This is a genomic window from Endoryza foliicola (assembly GCF_050589245.1).
Taxonomy (GTDB): domain Bacteria; phylum Bacteroidota; class Bacteroidia; order Chitinophagales; family Chitinophagaceae; genus Endoryza; species Endoryza foliicola.
The window spans coordinates 1-17,922 of sequence record NZ_JBOBEW010000004.1 but is presented as its reverse complement, the minus strand read 5'-3'; the positions used below and the strand labels follow the sequence as shown (position 1 = coordinate 17,922).

Here is a 17,922-nt window from a genome sequence, read left to right as displayed (position 1 = left end):
CCAAAATTTTTTTGGATTTTTTTTATTGTGTTACAACTCGATTTTTTAGGCGACAGTAATTAATTGCTCGCGGCCGGGGCCGTTTGAGATATAATCAACATTTACACCTAGGTATTTATTGATAAAATCGATGTAGGTTTTCATTGCTTCAGGCAACGCAGCGGCGTCTCTGATGCTTGAAATGTCCTGTTCCCAGCCCTTGAACGATTTCAAAACAGGCTCAATGGTAACATTGTTCATTTGGAACGGAATTTCATTTGATTCTTCTCCATCAACTTTATACGAAGTACATACCTGTAATTCTTTGAATGAATCGAGCACATCCGACTTGGTCATTACTAATTTAGTTACACCATTCACCATGCAAGCAAAGCGAAGGGCAACCAAATCAATCCATCCGCAACGGCGCGGTCTACCGGTGGTAGCACCAAACTCATTACCGATCTTTCTCAATGTTTCACCTACTTCTTCATGCAATTCTGTTGGGAAAGGACCGCTTCCTACACGAGTACAATATGCCTTGGTAACACCAATTACATCGCGAATTTTTTGAGGAGCAATACCCAATCCGGTACAAACCCCTGCTGAAATAGTATTTGAAGAGGTAACGAATGGGAAGGTACCGAAATCCACATCCAGCATGCTTCCTTGAGCACCTTCAGCCATGATGCGCTTTCCTTGACTCAACAAATTATTGATAAAGTATTCGCCTTTTACAATTTTGAAGCCACGAAGAAACTCTACTGCTTCTTGGAATTCTTCTTCCCAAGCGGAAATATCTTCCGTAAAGCCCATTCCGTCAAGCAACTTTTGGTGCTTTTCGCGAAGCTTCAAATAGTTCGACTTGAAATCTTTATGGAGCAAATCGCCCACGCGAAGCGCATTGCGACCTGTTTTATCCATATAAGCAGGACCAATTCCTTTTAAAGTAGATCCAATTTTATCGTTTCCTTTCGCCAACTCAGAAGCTTTGTCCAAAGCGCGATGCGTTGGAACAATCATGTGAGTGCGCTCAGAGATGTATAAGTTTTTCTTGTAATCAACACCAAAGCTGCTTACAGAAGCACATTCTTTCTTGAAAGTTACTGCATCCAATACCACTCCATTACCTACAAGGTTGATGATATTGTCGTGAAAGATTCCTGATGGGATTTGATGGAGTACTACTTTTTTGCCATCTACATACAATGTGTGACCTGCGTTGGGACCACCCTGAAAACGGGCGATGATGTCGTAATTAGGGGCGAAGTAATCTACTATCTTACCTTTTCCTTCATCACCCCATTGAAGTCCTAAAAGAACGTCTACCATTAAAGATTGATTTTACGGTTTTTCTAAGCCGCAAAAATAGGGTAATCGAAATGGAATACCCCAGTTCTCAAAAAAAAGTGGAAAAAGCTTAGTTCTCGGTGTCGTAACGGTCTACTTTTTCAATTCCGGGTAGTTTTTTCAGCCGGTCGAGCAATTCCTCCAATTCGTCTTTATCATGTACATACACGCGAATGTTTCCGAAAAAGAGTCCGTCTTTAGCTTCAATAGTTAAAGCGTTGATATTGATCCTCAATTCACCGGAAATGAGGTTGGTGATTTTATGAATAACCCCCACATCATCCAGACCGACAATTTTAAGACCGGTAAGAAAGGAAATCTCCTTGTTTTTAGCCCATTTAGTTTTCACCACCCGATGTCCGTAATTGGCCAGCAGTTTAGCCGCATTGGGGCAATTGGTGCGGTGAATGGTAAGGCCTTTTCCGGTAGTAACAAAACCGAAAACGTCGTCGCCCGGAATGGGTTTACAACAATTAGCTAGGTTGTAAACAATTTTATCGCTGCTTTCCCCGAAAATGATGAGCTCTGCATCCTTTTTTGGCAGGGGCTGCGGAACGCCTTCAATTTTTGTTTCTATTATGGGACGTACCGGCTTAGGAGGCTCCAGTTTGTCGCCGAGTACTGTAAATTCTTTTAGTTCCTTCAGATCGATGTTTTTGATGGCGATCTGATAATAAAGATCAAGTGTGGAGTTCAGTTTATAGAACACTGCGAGTATTTCAGCATTGTATTGATTGAATGCCGCCCCCATGCCTTCTAACTTACGTTGTAAGATGTATTTGCCTTCGTCGGCAACTTTCCGCTTTTCTTCTTTAAGCGCATCTTTAATTTTAGCTTTCGCTTTGGCCGTTACCACCAATTGCAACCAATCTTCATTGGGCTTTTGTTTGGCCGAAGTAATGATCTCCACTTGATCACCACTTCTCAATTTGTGAGAAATGGGAACCAGTTTGTGATTTACTTTGGCGCCAATACATTGCGATCCTACGGCACTGTGGATGGAAAAGGCAAAATCAAGTGCGCTAGAATCAACCGGCAACATTTTTACATCTCCCTTTGGCGTATACACGTAAATTTCTTCTGCCAGAAAACTTGTTTTGAAGTCTTGCAGAAAATCAACAGAATCATTGTCTTGATTATTGAGTACTTCTCTAATTTGTTGGAACCATTTATCGAAGCGGCTTTCATCGGAAGCGCCTTCTTTGTATTTCCAGTGAGCCGCCAAACCCTTCTCTGCAATTTCATTCATCCGCTTGGTGCGAATTTGAACTTCTACCCATCGTCCTTGTGGACCCATCACGGTTGTATGTAATGCTTCGTAACCATTCGATTTTGGATTGCTCAACCAATCGCGCAAACGTTCGGGCGAAGGCGTATATTCATCAGTGATAAAAGAATATACTTTCCAACAATCTTCTTTCTCTTTTTCAGTTGGAGAGTCAAGAATGATACGAATGGCGAACAAGTCGTACACTTCTTCAAACTCCACCCCTTTCTTGCGCATTTTATTCCAAATAGAGTGAATGCTTTTAGGCCGGCCGTAAATTTCGAATTTGAATTGTCCTTTTTCGAGTTTGTCTTTAATTGGTTTGATGAACTCGTTGATGTAGCGGGTTCTTTCTCTTTTGGTCTCTGCCAATTTACGAGCGATTTCCCGATAGGCTTCGGGCTCCATGTATTTCATGGAAAGGTCTTCCAATTCCGTTTTGATGTTGTACAATCCCATTCTGTGTGCCAGCGGGCCATACACATAAACTGTTTCAGAAGAAATCTTCAATTGCTTTTCACGCTTCATGGAATCCATGGTACGCATGTTGTGCAAGCGATCAGCAAGTTTTATCAGGATCACACGCGGATCATCGGTTAGGGTCAACAGAATCTTCTTGAAATTTTCGGCTTGTTGCGACCCATTGACGTCGATCGCATTGGAGATTTTTGTAAGTCCATCTACAATACGGGTGATTTCACCTCCAAATTCACGTTCAATATCTTCCAGGGTGATGTCGGTATCTTCTACTGTATCGTGTAGTAAAGCGCAAATACTGGAGCGAACGCCCAGTCCAATTTCTTCAATACAAATTCGAGAAACAGCGAGGGGGTGAAGAATATAGGGTTCGCCACTTTTCCTACGCATGGTTTTATGCGCATCGGCGGCCATTTCAAAAGCCAAACGCACCAATTCTTTGTCACCGGGCTTTAATTTGGGTTTTAACCCCCTTAATAAAGACCGGTATTCGCGTAAGATCAGTTTCTTTTCCTGTTCTTCATTCAGATTATATTTAGGCAAGGCAGGTACCGCTTCCATCCACAATTTTCTTATTATCACGAATATACTAAGAAAAGAGCGTTTTGTAAATAGAATGAAATAGTTACCTTTGCGCTCCTGCACATCAAACTACGCGCATGTGGCGTAATTGGTAGCCGCGCCAGACTTAGGATCTGGTGGAGCGATCCGTGGGGGTTCGAGTCCCTCCATGCGCACGGTTAGCCCCCACAAAGTGGGGGCTTTTTTTTGGATTAGGCATTAGACTTGGGCCTCAGGATATATAAAACGAAGGATAGGGCCCAATTTCAAAAAGAGCCGGCGAAGGCCTGACCAATATCAGCCTTCTTTACCATCTAAGTCACCTAGCTTGGCATCTACAACAACTAGCTTTATCAAAATTGCACTGCTATGTTTCAGATTCTTGCTCCTGTCGACTTTTCGCCCGCCTCAACGGTTGCCGCTCGAACGGCTGCAAAATTGGCGCTGGATTTTCAAGCCCATTTACATCTATTATACGCCTACAACCTTCCTATACCGGTTCCCGAAACGGATTTTTTACAACTCAATGCTTCGGCACTACAAGCTGAATACCAACATCAAATGAACGAGCTTGTAGAAGAACTGCAAAAAACCGGTTTAACTGCAATATCCAACACCGTTTTACTGGGAAATCCAAAAGAAGCCATTTTAGAATTTGCAGAGGAAAACAGGTCAGACCTAATTGTACTTGGGCTCAAGGGCAGTGGCGGTGGACTCGCTAAAATGATCGGGAGTACAACAACGAAGGTCCTTAGAAATACATCGATTCCATTGATGTTGATTCCGGCGGACTTCGAAGCCATTAATTTTCAGAAAATTGTAATTGCAGTTGACGAATTTTCAGATATTCGACGCCACCCTATCCGGTGTATAAAAGAATTGGTTCATCGCTACCACGCTATACTCACTTTACTACATATCAATAAGTCGGAGAATAGTGTGGAACTGTTTCCTGAAATCCGAAAGATTGACTGGATGCAGTACTTCCCGGAAGCAACGCTTAGCTTTGAAACTTTCTATCATACAGATGTGAATCAAGGACTTATGGAATACACCGAGTCCCATCACACGAATCTACTCACGCTTCTCTCCCACCGTCACCAATTCATTGAGCGCATCTTTAAAGAGCCCTTTAGTGTAGGGCTGAGTTATAAGTCGCGAATCCCATTGCTCCTGCTGCCTGAAACAACCGAGGAATAAGGTAAAATTGAAAATTTAGCCCCAAAAAGAAGCTGAATTACCCTACCTTTGCCCCCCAATTCAAAAGTATTATGGCAACAATCACTAGAGAGCTGCTCGGCCAGCTGAATGAAAAAATAACAGTAGTAGTAGCCAAAGACGACTACTTACCTTCTTTCGAGAAGTCATTGAAGCACTATAGCAAAACAGCTAACATTCCAGGGTTCCGTAAAGGAATGGTGCCTGCCGGCATGATCAAAAAAATGCACGGTCCTGCTGTTTTCACTGAAGAAGTATTGCGCACTGTTGAAACACAGTTGAACAAATACATGAACGACGAAAAGTTGGAAATTTTCGGTCAACCTATTCCCTTTGGCGACAACGACGCTCGTCAAATTGATATGAACAAACCTGCCGACTATACCTTCACTTTTGAAATTGGGTTGAAACCTGATTTCCAAGTGGCAGATTTGTCAAAGCAACATCCTACCCGTTACAAAGTAACTGTTACGGATGAAATGGTTGAAGAAGAAGTAAACCGTCTTCAATTGCGTCATGGTAAAATGACCGACCCCGAAACTACTACCGGCGACGATAATGTATTGAACGTTCAGTTCACTGAGGCAAACGCAGACGGTTCTGTAGTAGAAGGTGGTATTTCTAAAGACAATTCATTGTTGGTTAAATATTTTGCAGAAGCAACTCGCCCCAGCTTGATCGGTAAAAAAGCAGGCGACACCCTTACCATCCAATTAAACACTGCTTTCGATGAAAAAGAAAGAGAGTGGGTAATGGGCGATTTGGGATTGGATAAGCACGATAAAGCAGCCGGCGATAAATACTTCAACCTTGCCATTACAAAAGTTGGAATGGTTGAGCGCGCTGAAATGAACGATGAGTTTTTCAATGCAGCACTTCCCGGAAAAGCAATCGCTACTGAAGCTGAATTCCGCACCGCAATCAAAGAAGATATTCAAGCTTATTGGGACAAACAAAGCAGCAACCACTTGCAGCACGAGTTGTACCATGTTTTGTTAGACCACACAACCATTGAATTCCCTGAATCTTTCTTGAAAAAATGGTTGCAAGTGGGTAGTGAACAACCAAAAACAGAAGAACAAGCCGCTCAAGAATATCCTTCTTTCATCAATCAATTGAAATGGACGTTGATCACCGACAAAGTAAGTCGTGAACAAAACCTCCAAGTAACCCCAGATGATATCAAGGCTTTTGCAAAAGCGCAATTGTTTGGTTATATGGGAATGGCTTCTATGGATGAAGAGCAGCCTTGGATCGCTGATTATGTGAACAAGATGATGCAAGACCGCAAGTTTGTTGAGGATTCTTATCATAGAATTCAGATGGAAAAAGTGTTTGAGTGGGCCGACAAACAAGTGCAAGCAGTAGAGAAACCTGTAAGTGTGGCAGAATTCACTGCAGAGATCGAGAAACACCAGCACCACCACCATTAATAGCTGAAAAATAATCAACCACCGGGAACAAGAACACAGGAAAAACATCGTTTACCTGTAACTGGTTCCCGGTTTTTTATTGCCCGGAACCCGAGGGAAGCGCCAAATTGACGGCTTTTTTTAGTAGCACGGTATTTGGTTGCTAACAATGAAGTAAATTGCTTTTTTAAATACCAATCATTCGATATGAATTTCGGAAAAGAATTTGAAAAATATGCTGTGAAGCACCGAGGCATCAGTAGCAATACATTGGATGCATATGTAAAACACAACGTGACCAATTTAACCCCCAACATCATTGAGGAGCGCCCAATGAACATTGCCGTAATGGATGTTTACAGCCGTTTGATGATGGACCGTATCATCTTTTTGGGATACCCTATTAATGATGAGGTTGCCAATATCATTACTGCACAAATGTTGTTTTTGGAAAGTACCGACAGAGGAAGAGACATTCAGATGTACATCAACTCTCCCGGCGGTAGCGTGTATTCCGGTTTAGGTGTATACGACACCATGCAATACATCACACCCGATGTAGCCACTATTTGTATTGGTATGGCTGCTTCGATGGCGCAAGTATTGCTGTGCGCAGGTACACCCGGAAAAAGAACTGCATTGAAACACAGTCGTGTTATGATGCACCAACCAAGTGGAGCCATCGGTGGTCAAGCAAGTGATATTGAAATCACCGTGAATGAAATCAAAAAAGTTAGAAAGAACTTATACGATATCATTTCTTACCACAGTGGTAAAACCGTTAAGCAAGTTGAAAAAGATTGCGAACGCGACTATTGGATGACCTCCTTGGAAGCAAAAGATTATGGTTTGGTTGACGAAGTATTGTTGATCAATCCTCGCAAAGAAAAGAAAGACTAAATCAACTTGATTCCACCATTCTATTAAAAAAGAAATTATGCATAAGAATCCTTATTTATTTTCTGATTGGAGATCCGACGACGAAGAGGAAAAAGAAGAAACCCCAAAGAGTGATTTGATGATGTTCAGCAAAAAACTCGAACAATATTTCTTTGAAAAAAGAAGTGTGTATTTGTGGGGCGTGGTAGACGATAAAAGCGCAAGAGATGTAGTAAGTAAATTGTTGTTATTAGACGCTGATAAACCAGGCGAAGAAATCAAATTTTATATCAACAGCCCGGGTGGTGTTGTTACCAGTGGTATGGTAATGTACGATACCATGAAAATGATCAAGAGTCCGGTAAGTACCATTTGTATGGGCTTGGCCGCTTCCATGGGATCCATTCTTTTGAGTGGTGGCGTAAAAGGCCGTCGCTTCATTTACCCACACGGAGAAGTAATGATTCACCAACCAAGTTTGGGTGGATATATTCAGGGTGTAAGCATCGACCTGGAAATTCAAGCCAAACAAACCAAGAGAGTAAAAGAGATGGGAGCCAAGATTTTGGCTGAAAACTGTGGCAAAACAGTGAACCAGATCATGAAAGATTTCGATCGCGACTACTGGATGGATGCCAACGAGTCAATCGAGTACGGCATTGCAGATCAGATCGTTACCTCTCTTTAAGAGTAATATACTAGCTTCTTATACCCCCAAAATCATAAAATTGGCTCAAAAAGCCTATGATTTTGGGGTTTTTATTGGGATTTGGCGTTTTAGTTGAATAACTTTGTACACTTACATTTACTATGGCAAAAACAACCCTACATTGTTCATTCTGTGGTCGCAGCCGCGATGAGGTGAAGATTTTGATCGCCGGCCAAGAAGGACATATTTGTGAAAACTGCGTAGACCATGCGCAAGAAATCATTGAACAAGAACTGTCAACACGTCAAGACGGCACTTCCACTTCCGGATTTAAACTAACCGTTAAGAAGCCCATAGAAGTAAAGAAATTCTTAGACGAATACATCATTGGACAAGACGATGCTAAAAAAGTATTGTCTGTGGCTGTATACAATCACTACAAACGTTTACAACAAAAACCTGCAGAAGGCGAAGTTGAAATTGAGAAGAGCAATATTGTAATGGTAGGTGAAACCGGAACCGGTAAAACCTTGCTTGCAAAAACCATTGCTCGTTTGTTGAACGTTCCGTTTGCGATTGTTGATGCAACGGTGTTTACCGAAGCCGGTTATGTAGGTGAAGACGTAGAAAGTATTTTAACGCGTTTGTTGCAAGTTTGTAACTACGATGTAAATGCTGCTGAGAAAGGCATTGTATACATTGACGAGATCGATAAGATTGCGCGCAAAGGCGACAATCCTTCTATCACCCGCGATGTAAGTGGAGAAGGCGTACAGCAAGGCTTGTTGAAATTATTAGAAGGTACGGATGTATTGGTTCCACCACAAGGAGGAAGAAAACATCCGGAACAAAAACTCATCAAAATCAACACACAAAACATTCTGTTTATTTGTGGTGGCGCTTTTGATGGCGTTGACAAAGTAATTGCACGTCGTGTGAACACCAATGCCATTGGTTTCAACGTGAACAAAGAATTGCAGGAACACATGAAGAAGAATTTGTTGCAATACATCAATGCAACCGATTTGAAAAACTTCGGATTGATCCCTGAATTGTTAGGTCGTTTGCCGGTGGTAACGCATTTGAATCCTTTGGATGCTCCTACCCTGCGTGCTATTCTTACGGAGCCCAAAAACTCATTGATGCGTCAATACAAGAAATTGTTTGATCTGGAGGGAATTCAACTAACGATCGACGATGAAGTATTGGACTTCATGGTGGAGAAAGCAATTGAGTACAAACTAGGCGCACGTGGTTTGAGAAGCATCTGCGAAAGCATTCTAACAGATGCGATGTTTGAATTACCGAGCTCCAAAGAAACCAGCTTCCATTTGGATCTGGAATATGCTCGATTGAAATTCGATAAGAGCAAGTTTAATTTATTGAAAGTGGCTTAGTGAGTGGTAAGTTTTGAGTTATAAGTAATATGTTATAAGATTTTGAAGTCCCGCAATGCGGGACTTTTTTCTTTACCTTAGCTACTCATCGAAAATCGTTTTGTATGAAACAACTCATCGATCAATTAATGGAAGCCGGCTTAACAGAGGCGCAAGCATATAAGGCTATTGATATTATCAAGAATTTTGCGAAAGATAAATTCCCCATTTTTGGTGGGGCGATTGATAAGTTGTTTGATAAGTATGGGCCGAAGCAGGAGGATGATTTTTTAGAGTAGTGTGAGTTTTGAGTTGTAAGTAGTGAGTTTTTTAGTTTTTTAGTTTTGTGCAGCTTCGCTGCACTATGTGTCGCAAAGGTGAAGAAGTGGAAGAAGTATCACAAAGAGATTTCAGTTCTTCAAGTAGAATGAGTTGTGAGTTTTGTGCAGCTTCGCTGCGCTATTTGTCGCAAAGGTGAAGAAGTGGAAGAAGTATCACAAAGAGATATCAGTTCAGTCGAAGGACCGCTGCGGTGAAAAAAAAAGAATGCAAATGAAAAGAAAATTCTCTGCGACTCCTTCGCGCTCTCTGCGCTCTCTGCGGTGAACACCCCAAGCTGCGCAAAACTCAAAAACTAAAAACTCAATAACTCAGAACTTGATCTTAAGGTGATCAGTAGTAAAACTTTAGCAGTTACACATCGGCAAACAAAAAACCCTCCCGTGAAGATTCACAGAAGGGTTACACAAGACAAGCAACCTTAAACATTCGACTAGGCTATTTTAAAACTTCTCGAGAGATCACAAGTTTTTGAATTTCAGATGTACCTTCTCCAATAGTACACAACTTACTGTCTCTATAATATTTTTCAACCGGAAAGTCTTTGGTATAACCATAGCCTCCAAAAACTTGCACGGCTTCGTTGGAAACTTTTACCGCTACTTCACTTGCATAGTATTTTGCCATGGCCGATTCTTTGGTCATGGGCAAGCCCCGCATTTTTAGATCGCAGGCTTGAAGTGTTAGCAAGGTTGCAGCTTCAATTTCAGTAGCCATATCGGCTAGCTTAAAAGAAATACCCTGAAAATTACAGATGGGTTGATCGAATTGATGGCGTTCTTTTGAGTACTGCGTGGCCGCTTCAAAAGCACCGCGTGCAATTCCCAAACTAAGGGCAGCAATAGAAATACGACCACCGTCTAATATTTTCAATGATTGTTTGAAACCTGAACCGATCTCGCCCATTCTATTTGTATCGGGTATTCTGCAATTATCAAAGATCATTTCAGTGGTTTCAGAAGCACGCATTCCCAATTTGTTTTCTTTCTTACCGGCACTGAATCCGGGCGCCCCTCTTTCAACAATGAAGGCCGTAGCATTGTCTTTCGCTCTTGCTTCGCCTGTTCTTGCAATTACCACTGCTACATTCGATGACTTTCCATGGGTGATCCAACATTTGGTACCGTTTAGTACCCAATGATCGCCATCACGAACTGCCGTTGTTTTCATATTACCGGCATCGCTACCGGTATTGGGTTCTGTTAATCCCCAGGCGCCGATCCATTCACCAGTGGCCAGTTTGGGTAAATATTTTTTCTTCTGTTCTTCGTTTCCAAAGGTTAAAATATGACCGGTGCACAAAGAGTTGTGAGCCGCCACACTTAAACCAATAGAGCCACACACTTTACCGATCTCTTGTAAAATGCTTACATATTCATAATAGCTCAATCCGGCCCCACCGTATTCTTCGGGTACCAATACACCCATCAATCCCAGCTTTCCCATTTCATGGAACAATTCAATGGGGAAGTGTTGAGTTTCGTCCCACTCCATTACATGGGGTTTGATGTATTGCTTCGCGAATTCACGGGTAGATTCGGATACTTGCTGCGTCAATTCTGAGGTAAGAAAATTCATAGTTGGCAAACGTTAAACAAATTAAAGGTATTTTCAGATAACTAACAAATGTTCGTATTTATTGTTTGTTAATTCTCTTCATTTTAGATCATTTCTATTCCTATTAGGCCCCTTTTGAACGCACTGCCTCAGATTCTATACTCAAAGTTTGAGATAGGGCTTCCATTTATTGTAGATCGAATCGTTCATCCAATTGGCTTGCAGCAGGTCTGACAACTCTTTAAAAGGTCCGTGTTGGGTGCGAAAAGCAATCAGTTGCTTGGCCATTTTCCATCGAAAGTAGGGATGTGCTTTGAACACGGCCTCAGAGTCGTAGTTCAGCGACATTTGTACCGGGCATGCTTTACTAACGGTTAAATAGGGCTTTATCTTGTTATAGGTAGAATCGGGCAACCCAAATGTTTCTGCCACCTGATCAACCGACACAAACCCACCCAATCGGGCTCTAAACTTCACGATACGCCCCGCGAATCCGGGACCAATACCCGGAAGGGATTCCCAGAGGGCTGAATCGGCTTTATTGATGTCGATTTTAGTAGACTGAAAACCTGTTCTTGGATAGAAGGGTTTGCGAAAGGAGTCTGTTTTAAAAGAAGAGCGGTTGTGCTTGTAGTAGTTGGCAGAACTGGGAAGAGTCCGCGCATCGGAGTCGTATTTATGATATTGTTGTTCGTACAAGGTATCGTAGGCCTCCCATACTAATACTTCTAGATTGGCGGGAATTTTCGGTTTGGGTTTTAGTATGGTTGGGAGTAGAAATGCTGTAACGGTGATGATGCAAAGCAACAAAATGCCGGCTCTTTCGCGGGCTGAAAATTGAAATACAGACGGTTCCATAGAACTAAAAATGGGTGTTTTTAATACTTTACCCTCATGTCAGTTAGTGATACTATTTAGGTTGGATACGTGCTAACCCCTAATTATGGGCCCTCGTATATTTTCGCAGATGCTTTCCCGTTTATACTATGTACGACTTTGTGATCAGGAACAATGTTAGAAGAAAAACAGGTTTTAATGAAAAATTTACAACTTAATCTTAACACAATCCTATGGCTAAAGAAATTTACTCGAACTACTTATTATATTTTTCGCGCAATACTAACCCATTATATTCAAGAACATACAGTTGCTTCTAATGAACAGTTGCGTGTACAACCCATTCCGGTTTTAACACGAACTCCAAAAAAAGGGTAGCCCTTAGGTACCACAGTATCAAAACAAACTGTTCGATCAAAGAGAAGACATTAAATCCAACTGTATGAAATTTCATCCGCTATTAGCCTCACAAATAGAGACTTGCCTGCGCACGGAGGCAATTCCTGAGACTATGCGTGATTTATTTCAGCAAATCAACCAGACCTATTATGCTTGTAAAGGAGTACCCCAATTCATGCAATTGGAAGGTTCTTCAGATGCAAATCAATTGCTGGCAAGCTTAGAGCAGCAGCACGATGCATACATGGAATCGTTGAAGCGTATTCAACTGGTGTTGAGAAACGAGCAAAGTTTGTTGAATACAAGTTTAGAGCAGGATTTGAATTTGTTAGAAGAACAATTGCAGAAAACCAAAGAAGTTAAGTTACAATTAATACAGGCCAATATAAAAGCAGAACTGGCTTCAAAAGCGAAAACCGATTTCTTATCGGTAATGAGCCATGAAATCAGAACACCGTTGAATGCGATCATTGGAATGGCGCATGTAATGATGAGTGAAGAACGTTCTCCATCACAATTGGAAAACCTTCGCGCACTGAATATTTCTGCCGAGAATTTATTGAGCTTGATTAATGACATATTGGATTTCAGCAAAATTGAAGAAGGAAAAATTGAACTATCTGAAAGAGCTATTGATCTGAAGGAGTTGGTGAACAATATTAAAATGGCCAACAGGATCAGAGCAGAAGAAAGAGGTAATGCCTTGAAAGTGTTTTTAGATACAGATATCCCATCCTCAATTATGGCTGATGATGTAAGACTCAGTCAGATATTGAACAATCTGGTCTCGAACGCAATCAAGTTTACAAATAATGGCACTATTACAATAGAAGTTAGAGTAATCGGAACCACGGCCGACTCACTGGAGATTCAGTTTTCGGTCACAGATACGGGTATTGGGATTGAAAAAGAAAAACAAAGCGTCATTTTTGACCACTTTTCACAAGCTAACACCGACATCACCCGAGAATTCGGGGGATCGGGGCTCGGGCTCGCCATCATTCGACGCCTGTTGCACCTCATGAAAAGTGAAGTTTTTGTTGAAAGTGAACTCGGCCGTGGATCCAGATTTTACTTTAGCGTTGCCTTTAAAAAGGGAGTGGCCGACACGGTGGTGGCATCACCAGCTCACCACCGGGCTTCTACCGATTTAAAAGGTGTATCGGTATTGCTAGTAGAAGATGTGGAATTCAATGTAATGGTGGCCGAAAAAATGCTGACCAATTGGAATGCCAAAGTAGAAGTAGCAGAAAATGGACTCAATGCTGTTGGCAAAGCCCGAGATGGGAAGTATGATATCATTCTAATGGACTTACAAATGCCTGTGCTCGATGGGTACAGCGCTACTAAACATATTCGGGAATTCAATCCAGAAATTCCTATTATAGCCCTCACCGCTTCGGCCTCTTCCGATGTGCAAGAACGCACCAAAGAAGTAGGCATGAACGGCTATGTATCGAAACCGTTTAAACCCACTGATTTATTCGATACTATTTCCCGACATACCGCTAAAGCCGTTTAATTCGAGTTGCAATCCATCGTAGGCCAACTTCATTCCCTCCGGTAATTCTTTACTGATTTTTTCGTGTGTGCCTAGCTGATGACTGATATGAGTAAAGTAGGTTTGCGTGTTGTTCAGCTTCTCTCCCATTTCAATGGCTTCGCTCAAGGTAAAATGAGAAATGTGCTTTTCCTTTCGAAGGGCGTTTAAAACGAGTACTTCTCCATTACTGATCAGCGGCCAAACTTCTTCTTCAATTCTATTGGCATCGGTGATATAGGTAAAATTGCCGATTCTAAAACCCAGTACCGGCATTTTCAGGTGCCATACTTCGATGGGTTGAATGGGCAGGTCGCCGATCATGAACGGCTCTACCGAAATGGTATTCAGTTCAATTTCCGGAACGCCGGGGTATTTCTTATCGGCAAAAGCATAGGGAAACTCGCGAATCAGGACTTCCTGGGTCATTTCATTCGCATAGATATGCATGGGTTGTTGGGTAAAGAAATTGTAGGCGCGGATATCGTCGAGCCCCGCTACATGATCTTTGTGCGGATGGGTGAACAAAACCGCATCCAGTTTCCGGTTGTTGATACGGAGCATTTGGTAGCGGAAATCGGGACCGGTGTCAATAATAAGGGTGGTGGTAGGCGATTCGATGAGTACGCTGGAGCGGAGTCGGTTATCGCGTTTATCGGTGGAAGTACACACTTCGCACGAGCAGCCGATCATGGGCACACCGCTGCTAGTGCCGGTGCCAAGAAAGGTTACTTTGATAGGAGGACAATTCACTTTACAAAAATAAGCAAGCCCCGAATACAATCCGGGGCTTTTGCAATCGATAGAGGGCCTTAATTAAGAATTTATGCTTCTACGCGAGCCAATACCTCGTCGTACATTTTTTTGGTTTCCGGCATCATGGCCTCAACATCTAGCTGAACCTGGGGGATGATATCCAATAAAGTATGGATACGACCTTCCATTTGCAGGAATTTGTTCAGAACAACTACCTTTTTTTGTTCTAGGATACAGTACCCGCTTTGGAAAGTCCCACGCTCGTAACGGACGATATAGCCCGATTCTTCCAGGATCCTTTCTAACTTATCCAATGTGGTTTGATTGTATTTCATAGTTGATACTTAAAATCGGGTCAAATTTACCGTATTAGGCGCCGGAATGGTAAAATGGGGGGTAGGATGTTATCCACAAGTGGTGGGTAACCAAAAAGTTACAAGAAAAGTGCTGGAGGTATTGAGTTGTTTGGTGATTGAGTGGGGCTTGTCGGGATTTGCCTTTAAAGGCACAAAAGCTGTACACAGTAATAAAATCAGGATTTCGAAATAATTAGATCAAAGATATCTTTTTCGGTCCATACAGGAGAATGAACAGGAAGTTGGTCTGCGCGATAAATCGCGCATCTACATGCGCTCAATATAAAAAGCCCGCCGCGATTTATCGCGGCGGGCCTATTTTCCGAAACCTCTTGTTATTATTTTGAGTAAGTACAGGCTTGTATCCGTTCATGTTCTGAACATAAAAATCGCTAACAAAATTAATAAGCGAATTTATTTCATTCCATGCAGAGGAGCGAACAGGAAAAGGAATAGGTGCGTGAACTGCTATGTCGCCGAATGGAACTCCCATGTATTGCATTTAAACAATTTAACATGCTAGAAGGTCTAAAAACATACGATCTGAGTATTTCGTTCTTAAACCGGGTTTTATTTTATAACAACCTTACAATTATTACAAGTAATTTCTTTAAAGGAGTAAGTCAACCTTTTTAAATAAAGCTGGCGCCCTATAATTTCCTCCCACGACTTCTCCTTGATAACATTTTCATCGAATACGAAAACTTCTAGCGTGTCAAATTTCAAGAGAAATTTCTGACCAATTGTATCAGTAAGAGGCAGGCGGAAAAGCTTTTTGTTGGTTTTAGCATTCACATGGAATATCGAGTCATTAGCCAAAATATATTCTTTACTAGTAAACTTAAAACTAGAGTCAGAAAATCCAAAATTGGGGACACAATAAACCGAGATTGGCAACTTATTCACAACCTCTATCTGATTATTGGTGACTCTTTTTGAAAAACAAACAAATGAAAAAAAAGGCACTAACAGAACAAAACTAATTTTCTTGACCAGCTTTCTCATGCAAGTAAATTTCGAGTTTTTTTATTCGTTTTCTCTTAAAGTAGCATTATAAAATTCAATTTTACAGGAATCAGATACATTCGGGTGACCTAAAGCTGTCATTGAAGAAAGAAGAGTTAGCATGTATACTGAAGTCTTTTAGCAATTAATAACCAATGGGATTACGTGGGCCAAAACACAATGTTTGATCGGAAGAAATACTACTTTCTAATTTGTACACCTACAACTGCATTCCATATTACTTAGCATCACTGGAATCTACAAGCTGGAAATTATATAATACTTATCTAATTAAACATATTTGATACTCCCAAATATAGACATCGCTCTTTTGACCTCACCATCTATTTACTTATCTACTTTAACTTATACGATACATTTTCAAATAATAGTTTATTGCTACCCTTAACTTCAATTCTTTTCCCCGTCAAGTCTATCCACATTGTATCTATTCTATTTATAAAGTTATTTGTATTAAGAGAGATTAGTTCAATCTCATTAGTCGACTTTTCGAACTTCCAAATCCCTTCGGATACAAAAACGGAAGGCCCATGTCCGATATATTTAAATTTCCCATCCGTTTGAAAACAAATTCTATTACCATCAAAAAGATGCCCCCTTAAACTTTCATAGCACTTATCCTCAAAATAAGATCCCATAAACAGCTTATTAGTACATGACAGCAAGAGAAATGTAAAAAGCAAAATGACTATTTGTTTCATCTACCTTTATGTTAAACTTAAAAAGAATATTTTTTAGCATCTTGATAAGACTTAATTGCATGTCCAAAACTTGGATAATATGTTAGTTTTAGATTAATCGTTCCGTGAAACATAAAAAGTTTTTGTAGAGGTGCTTTCTTATTCATATGAAAAGCTGGAAGATATGTATGTTGTGTACTCAGACCTCTAACACAACTATCAGCTATTTGAGACCTACTACTTTTACCCTTTATTCCTCCATTTATTGCAAACTGCCTTCGATACGCTGCTTGCTCATCAGTAATGTCATGAAGATAGCCCCTGTTTATGCCATCTAAATTAAAATCAGTTAGTCCTTGATCGAATTGGAAAGCATGTGTTAACTCATGCGCCAAACCAGCAATACCGTAAGAAGCAGTTATATTTACATCGATAGCTCCAGTTTGAGGGTTATAGACTGTTTCCCCATCAATACCACTAACACCGGTAGGCGTCCAATTGCTATTGATATGATACTCTTGAGTTGACTTTCTAAGATTTGATATGTCAGAAAGCAATCCTTTAATTTCATCAACTCTTGCTTTTGAATCAGACATTTTTGCTTCTAGCTTGTCAGTACTTTTGCCTTTTGCTATTCTCTTATCAATCCTTTTTTGCAAACGCACCTGTCTAGCTTCTTCGCTTTTAATAATACTACCCGCGGCATTTTCTAGTTTATCAACCATTGCTGTATCCCCACTAATTTTCCTTCCGTCTGGATCTACCAACATTATTGGATTGTTCATCACGAATACAAAGGGAGATATGGAGGGAGTCTAATCCGACAATGGGTCAAGGTTATGCCAACGCCCTATTTGAGGATTATAGTTTCTTGCATGGAAGTCATAAAGCTCTAAACCATTTCCATCTGAAAACTCTTTCTCCTGTTTTTCCTTCCCATTAAACCCATATTTGTTATTTAAGCTTACTACTGCTTTAGAGGAAATCCCACTCATAGTTAGCCCAAACGGATAATAGTGCGTCGCCTCCAGTATTTGACCCTTTGTTAAAGTTACTTGTAAATTATCAAAATATACGTCAATATTTGGTGTTTCATTGCTTACATATACGTACAAATAGCCATTCTTGCTCACCGGCAAATCTGTAAACTGGTGAACCTTGAAGGTTTCATTCGCTCCTACAATATCCGGATTGCCACTTACAAACTTGAACTGCTCGTCAACCAGTATCCAGTTCAAATAAGCTTTTGGACGTCCGGCAAGAG

At 41.0% G+C, this 17,922-nt stretch carries 15 protein-coding genes and 1 tRNA gene; 8 read left to right on the top strand and 8 right to left on the bottom strand.

Features of this window, described 5'->3' with window-relative positions; genetic code table 11:
• Window positions 1-45 precede the first annotated feature (45 nt).
• Together ACQ2HE_RS09960 and ACQ2HE_RS09955 are read right to left on the bottom strand one after the other, a co-directional pair.
• Entirely contained in the window at window positions 46-1,311 is a 1,266-nt protein-coding gene (locus tag ACQ2HE_RS09960) for an adenylosuccinate synthase (RefSeq protein WP_430899951.1), read from the bottom strand.
• 88 nt (window positions 1,312-1,399) lie between these two features.
• Complete coding sequence (locus ACQ2HE_RS09955; protein ID WP_430899953.1) at window positions 1,400-3,634, bottom strand: RelA/SpoT family protein; 2,235 nt, start codon at window positions 3,632-3,634, stop codon at window positions 1,400-1,402.
• Window positions 3,635-3,728: 94 nt separating this feature from the next.
• Here ACQ2HE_RS09955 and ACQ2HE_RS09950 point away from each other — a divergent pair.
• The 7 genes from ACQ2HE_RS09950 to ACQ2HE_RS09920 all read left to right on the top strand — a co-directional run bounded on the left by ACQ2HE_RS09950 (window position 3,729) and on the right by ACQ2HE_RS09920 (window position 9,467).
• Window positions 3,729-3,810: transfer RNA gene (locus ACQ2HE_RS09950), tRNA-Leu, on the top strand.
• A gap of 193 nt (window positions 3,811-4,003) precedes the next feature.
• Window positions 4,004-4,834, top strand: coding sequence for a universal stress protein (locus tag ACQ2HE_RS09945; protein WP_430899955.1), 831 nt, complete (start codon window positions 4,004-4,006; stop codon window positions 4,832-4,834).
• 71 nt (window positions 4,835-4,905) lie between these two features.
• Entirely contained in the window at window positions 4,906-6,285 is a 1,380-nt protein-coding gene (tig, locus tag ACQ2HE_RS09940; RefSeq protein ID WP_430899957.1) for a trigger factor, read from the top strand.
• A 186-nt stretch (window positions 6,286-6,471) separates the two neighbouring features.
• Window positions 6,472-7,164: a ClpP family protease gene (locus ACQ2HE_RS09935; RefSeq protein WP_430899959.1), complete on the top strand. Its 693-nt coding sequence runs from the start codon at window positions 6,472-6,474 to the stop codon at window positions 7,162-7,164.
• A gap of 37 nt (window positions 7,165-7,201) precedes the next feature.
• A complete protein-coding gene (locus tag ACQ2HE_RS09930; RefSeq protein WP_430899961.1) occupies window positions 7,202-7,831 on the top strand; it encodes a ClpP family protease in 630 nt (209 codons plus the stop codon).
• A 122-nt stretch (window positions 7,832-7,953) separates the two neighbouring features.
• A complete protein-coding gene (gene clpX, locus ACQ2HE_RS09925; RefSeq protein WP_430899963.1) occupies window positions 7,954-9,189 on the top strand; it encodes an ATP-dependent Clp protease ATP-binding subunit ClpX in 1,236 nt (411 codons plus the stop codon).
• A gap of 104 nt (window positions 9,190-9,293) precedes the next feature.
• Complete coding sequence (locus tag ACQ2HE_RS09920; protein ID WP_430899965.1) at window positions 9,294-9,467, top strand: hypothetical protein; 174 nt, start codon at window positions 9,294-9,296, stop codon at window positions 9,465-9,467.
• Between the two features lie 478 nt (window positions 9,468-9,945).
• Here the strand turns inward: ACQ2HE_RS09920 and ACQ2HE_RS09915 are convergent, their stop codons facing one another.
• Together ACQ2HE_RS09915 and ACQ2HE_RS09910 are read right to left on the bottom strand one after the other, a co-directional pair.
• Window positions 9,946-11,085 carry an acyl-CoA dehydrogenase gene (locus tag ACQ2HE_RS09915; protein ID WP_430899967.1) on the bottom strand — a complete coding sequence of 380 codons (1,140 nt, stop codon included), beginning with the start codon at window positions 11,083-11,085 and terminating at the stop codon, window positions 9,946-9,948.
• Between the two features lie 141 nt (window positions 11,086-11,226).
• On the bottom strand, window positions 11,227-11,922 hold the full coding sequence (locus ACQ2HE_RS09910) for a helix-hairpin-helix domain-containing protein (protein WP_430899969.1): 696 nt from the start codon (window positions 11,920-11,922) through the stop codon (window positions 11,227-11,229).
• Between the two features lie 490 nt (window positions 11,923-12,412).
• Here ACQ2HE_RS09910 and ACQ2HE_RS09905 point away from each other — a divergent pair, with 490 nt between their 5' ends.
• Entirely contained in the window at window positions 12,413-13,822 is a 1,410-nt protein-coding gene (locus ACQ2HE_RS09905) for an ATP-binding protein (protein WP_430899971.1), read from the top strand.
• Here the strand turns inward: ACQ2HE_RS09905 and ACQ2HE_RS09900 are convergent.
• From ACQ2HE_RS09900 to ACQ2HE_RS09885, 4 genes are all read right to left on the bottom strand, one after another.
• Window positions 13,781-14,593 carry an MBL fold metallo-hydrolase gene (locus tag ACQ2HE_RS09900; RefSeq protein WP_430899973.1) on the bottom strand — a complete coding sequence of 271 codons (813 nt, stop codon included), beginning with the start codon at window positions 14,591-14,593 and terminating at the stop codon, window positions 13,781-13,783. The two genes, ACQ2HE_RS09905 and ACQ2HE_RS09900, sit on opposite strands and share 42 nt — an antisense overlap.
• A gap of 929 nt (window positions 14,594-15,522) precedes the next feature.
• Window positions 15,523-15,957, bottom strand: coding sequence for a hypothetical protein (locus tag ACQ2HE_RS09895; RefSeq protein ID WP_430899975.1), 435 nt, complete (start codon window positions 15,955-15,957; stop codon window positions 15,523-15,525).
• Between the two features lie 739 nt (window positions 15,958-16,696).
• Entirely contained in the window at window positions 16,697-17,428 is a 732-nt protein-coding gene (locus ACQ2HE_RS09890; protein WP_430899977.1) for a hypothetical protein, read from the bottom strand.
• A 45-nt stretch (window positions 17,429-17,473) separates the two neighbouring features.
• On the bottom strand, window positions 17,474-17,922 hold a 449-nt coding region (locus ACQ2HE_RS09885), incomplete at its 5' end, for an RHS repeat domain-containing protein (RefSeq protein WP_430902444.1).

Excerpts from the sequence above, each read along its gene's own strand:
- ACQ2HE_RS09960 (WP_430899951.1), bottom strand. The coding sequence starts at position 1,311 with ATGGTAGACGTTCTTTTAGGACTTCAATGGGGTGATGAAGGAAAAGGT.
- ACQ2HE_RS09955 (WP_430899953.1), bottom strand. The coding sequence starts at position 3,634 with ATGGAAGCGGTACCTGCCTTGCCTAAATATAATCTGAATGAAGAACAG.
- ACQ2HE_RS09945 (WP_430899955.1), top strand. The coding sequence starts at position 4,004 with ATGTTTCAGATTCTTGCTCCTGTCGACTTTTCGCCCGCCTCAACGGTT.
- tig (WP_430899957.1), top strand. The coding sequence starts at position 4,906 with ATGGCAACAATCACTAGAGAGCTGCTCGGCCAGCTGAATGAAAAAATA.
- ACQ2HE_RS09935 (WP_430899959.1), top strand. The coding sequence starts at position 6,472 with ATGAATTTCGGAAAAGAATTTGAAAAATATGCTGTGAAGCACCGAGGC.
- ACQ2HE_RS09930 (WP_430899961.1), top strand. The coding sequence starts at position 7,202 with ATGCATAAGAATCCTTATTTATTTTCTGATTGGAGATCCGACGACGAA.
- clpX (WP_430899963.1), top strand. The coding sequence starts at position 7,954 with ATGGCAAAAACAACCCTACATTGTTCATTCTGTGGTCGCAGCCGCGAT.
- ACQ2HE_RS09920 (WP_430899965.1), top strand. The coding sequence starts at position 9,294 with ATGAAACAACTCATCGATCAATTAATGGAAGCCGGCTTAACAGAGGCG.
- ACQ2HE_RS09915 (WP_430899967.1), bottom strand. The coding sequence starts at position 11,085 with ATGAATTTTCTTACCTCAGAATTGACGCAGCAAGTATCCGAATCTACC.
- ACQ2HE_RS09910 (WP_430899969.1), bottom strand. The coding sequence starts at position 11,922 with ATGGAACCGTCTGTATTTCAATTTTCAGCCCGCGAAAGAGCCGGCATT.
- ACQ2HE_RS09905 (WP_430899971.1), top strand. The coding sequence starts at position 12,413 with ATGCGTGATTTATTTCAGCAAATCAACCAGACCTATTATGCTTGTAAA.
- ACQ2HE_RS09895 (WP_430899975.1), bottom strand. The coding sequence starts at position 15,957 with ATGAGAAAGCTGGTCAAGAAAATTAGTTTTGTTCTGTTAGTGCCTTTT.
- ACQ2HE_RS09890 (WP_430899977.1), bottom strand. The coding sequence starts at position 17,428 with ATGTTGGTAGATCCAGACGGAAGGAAAATTAGTGGGGATACAGCAATG.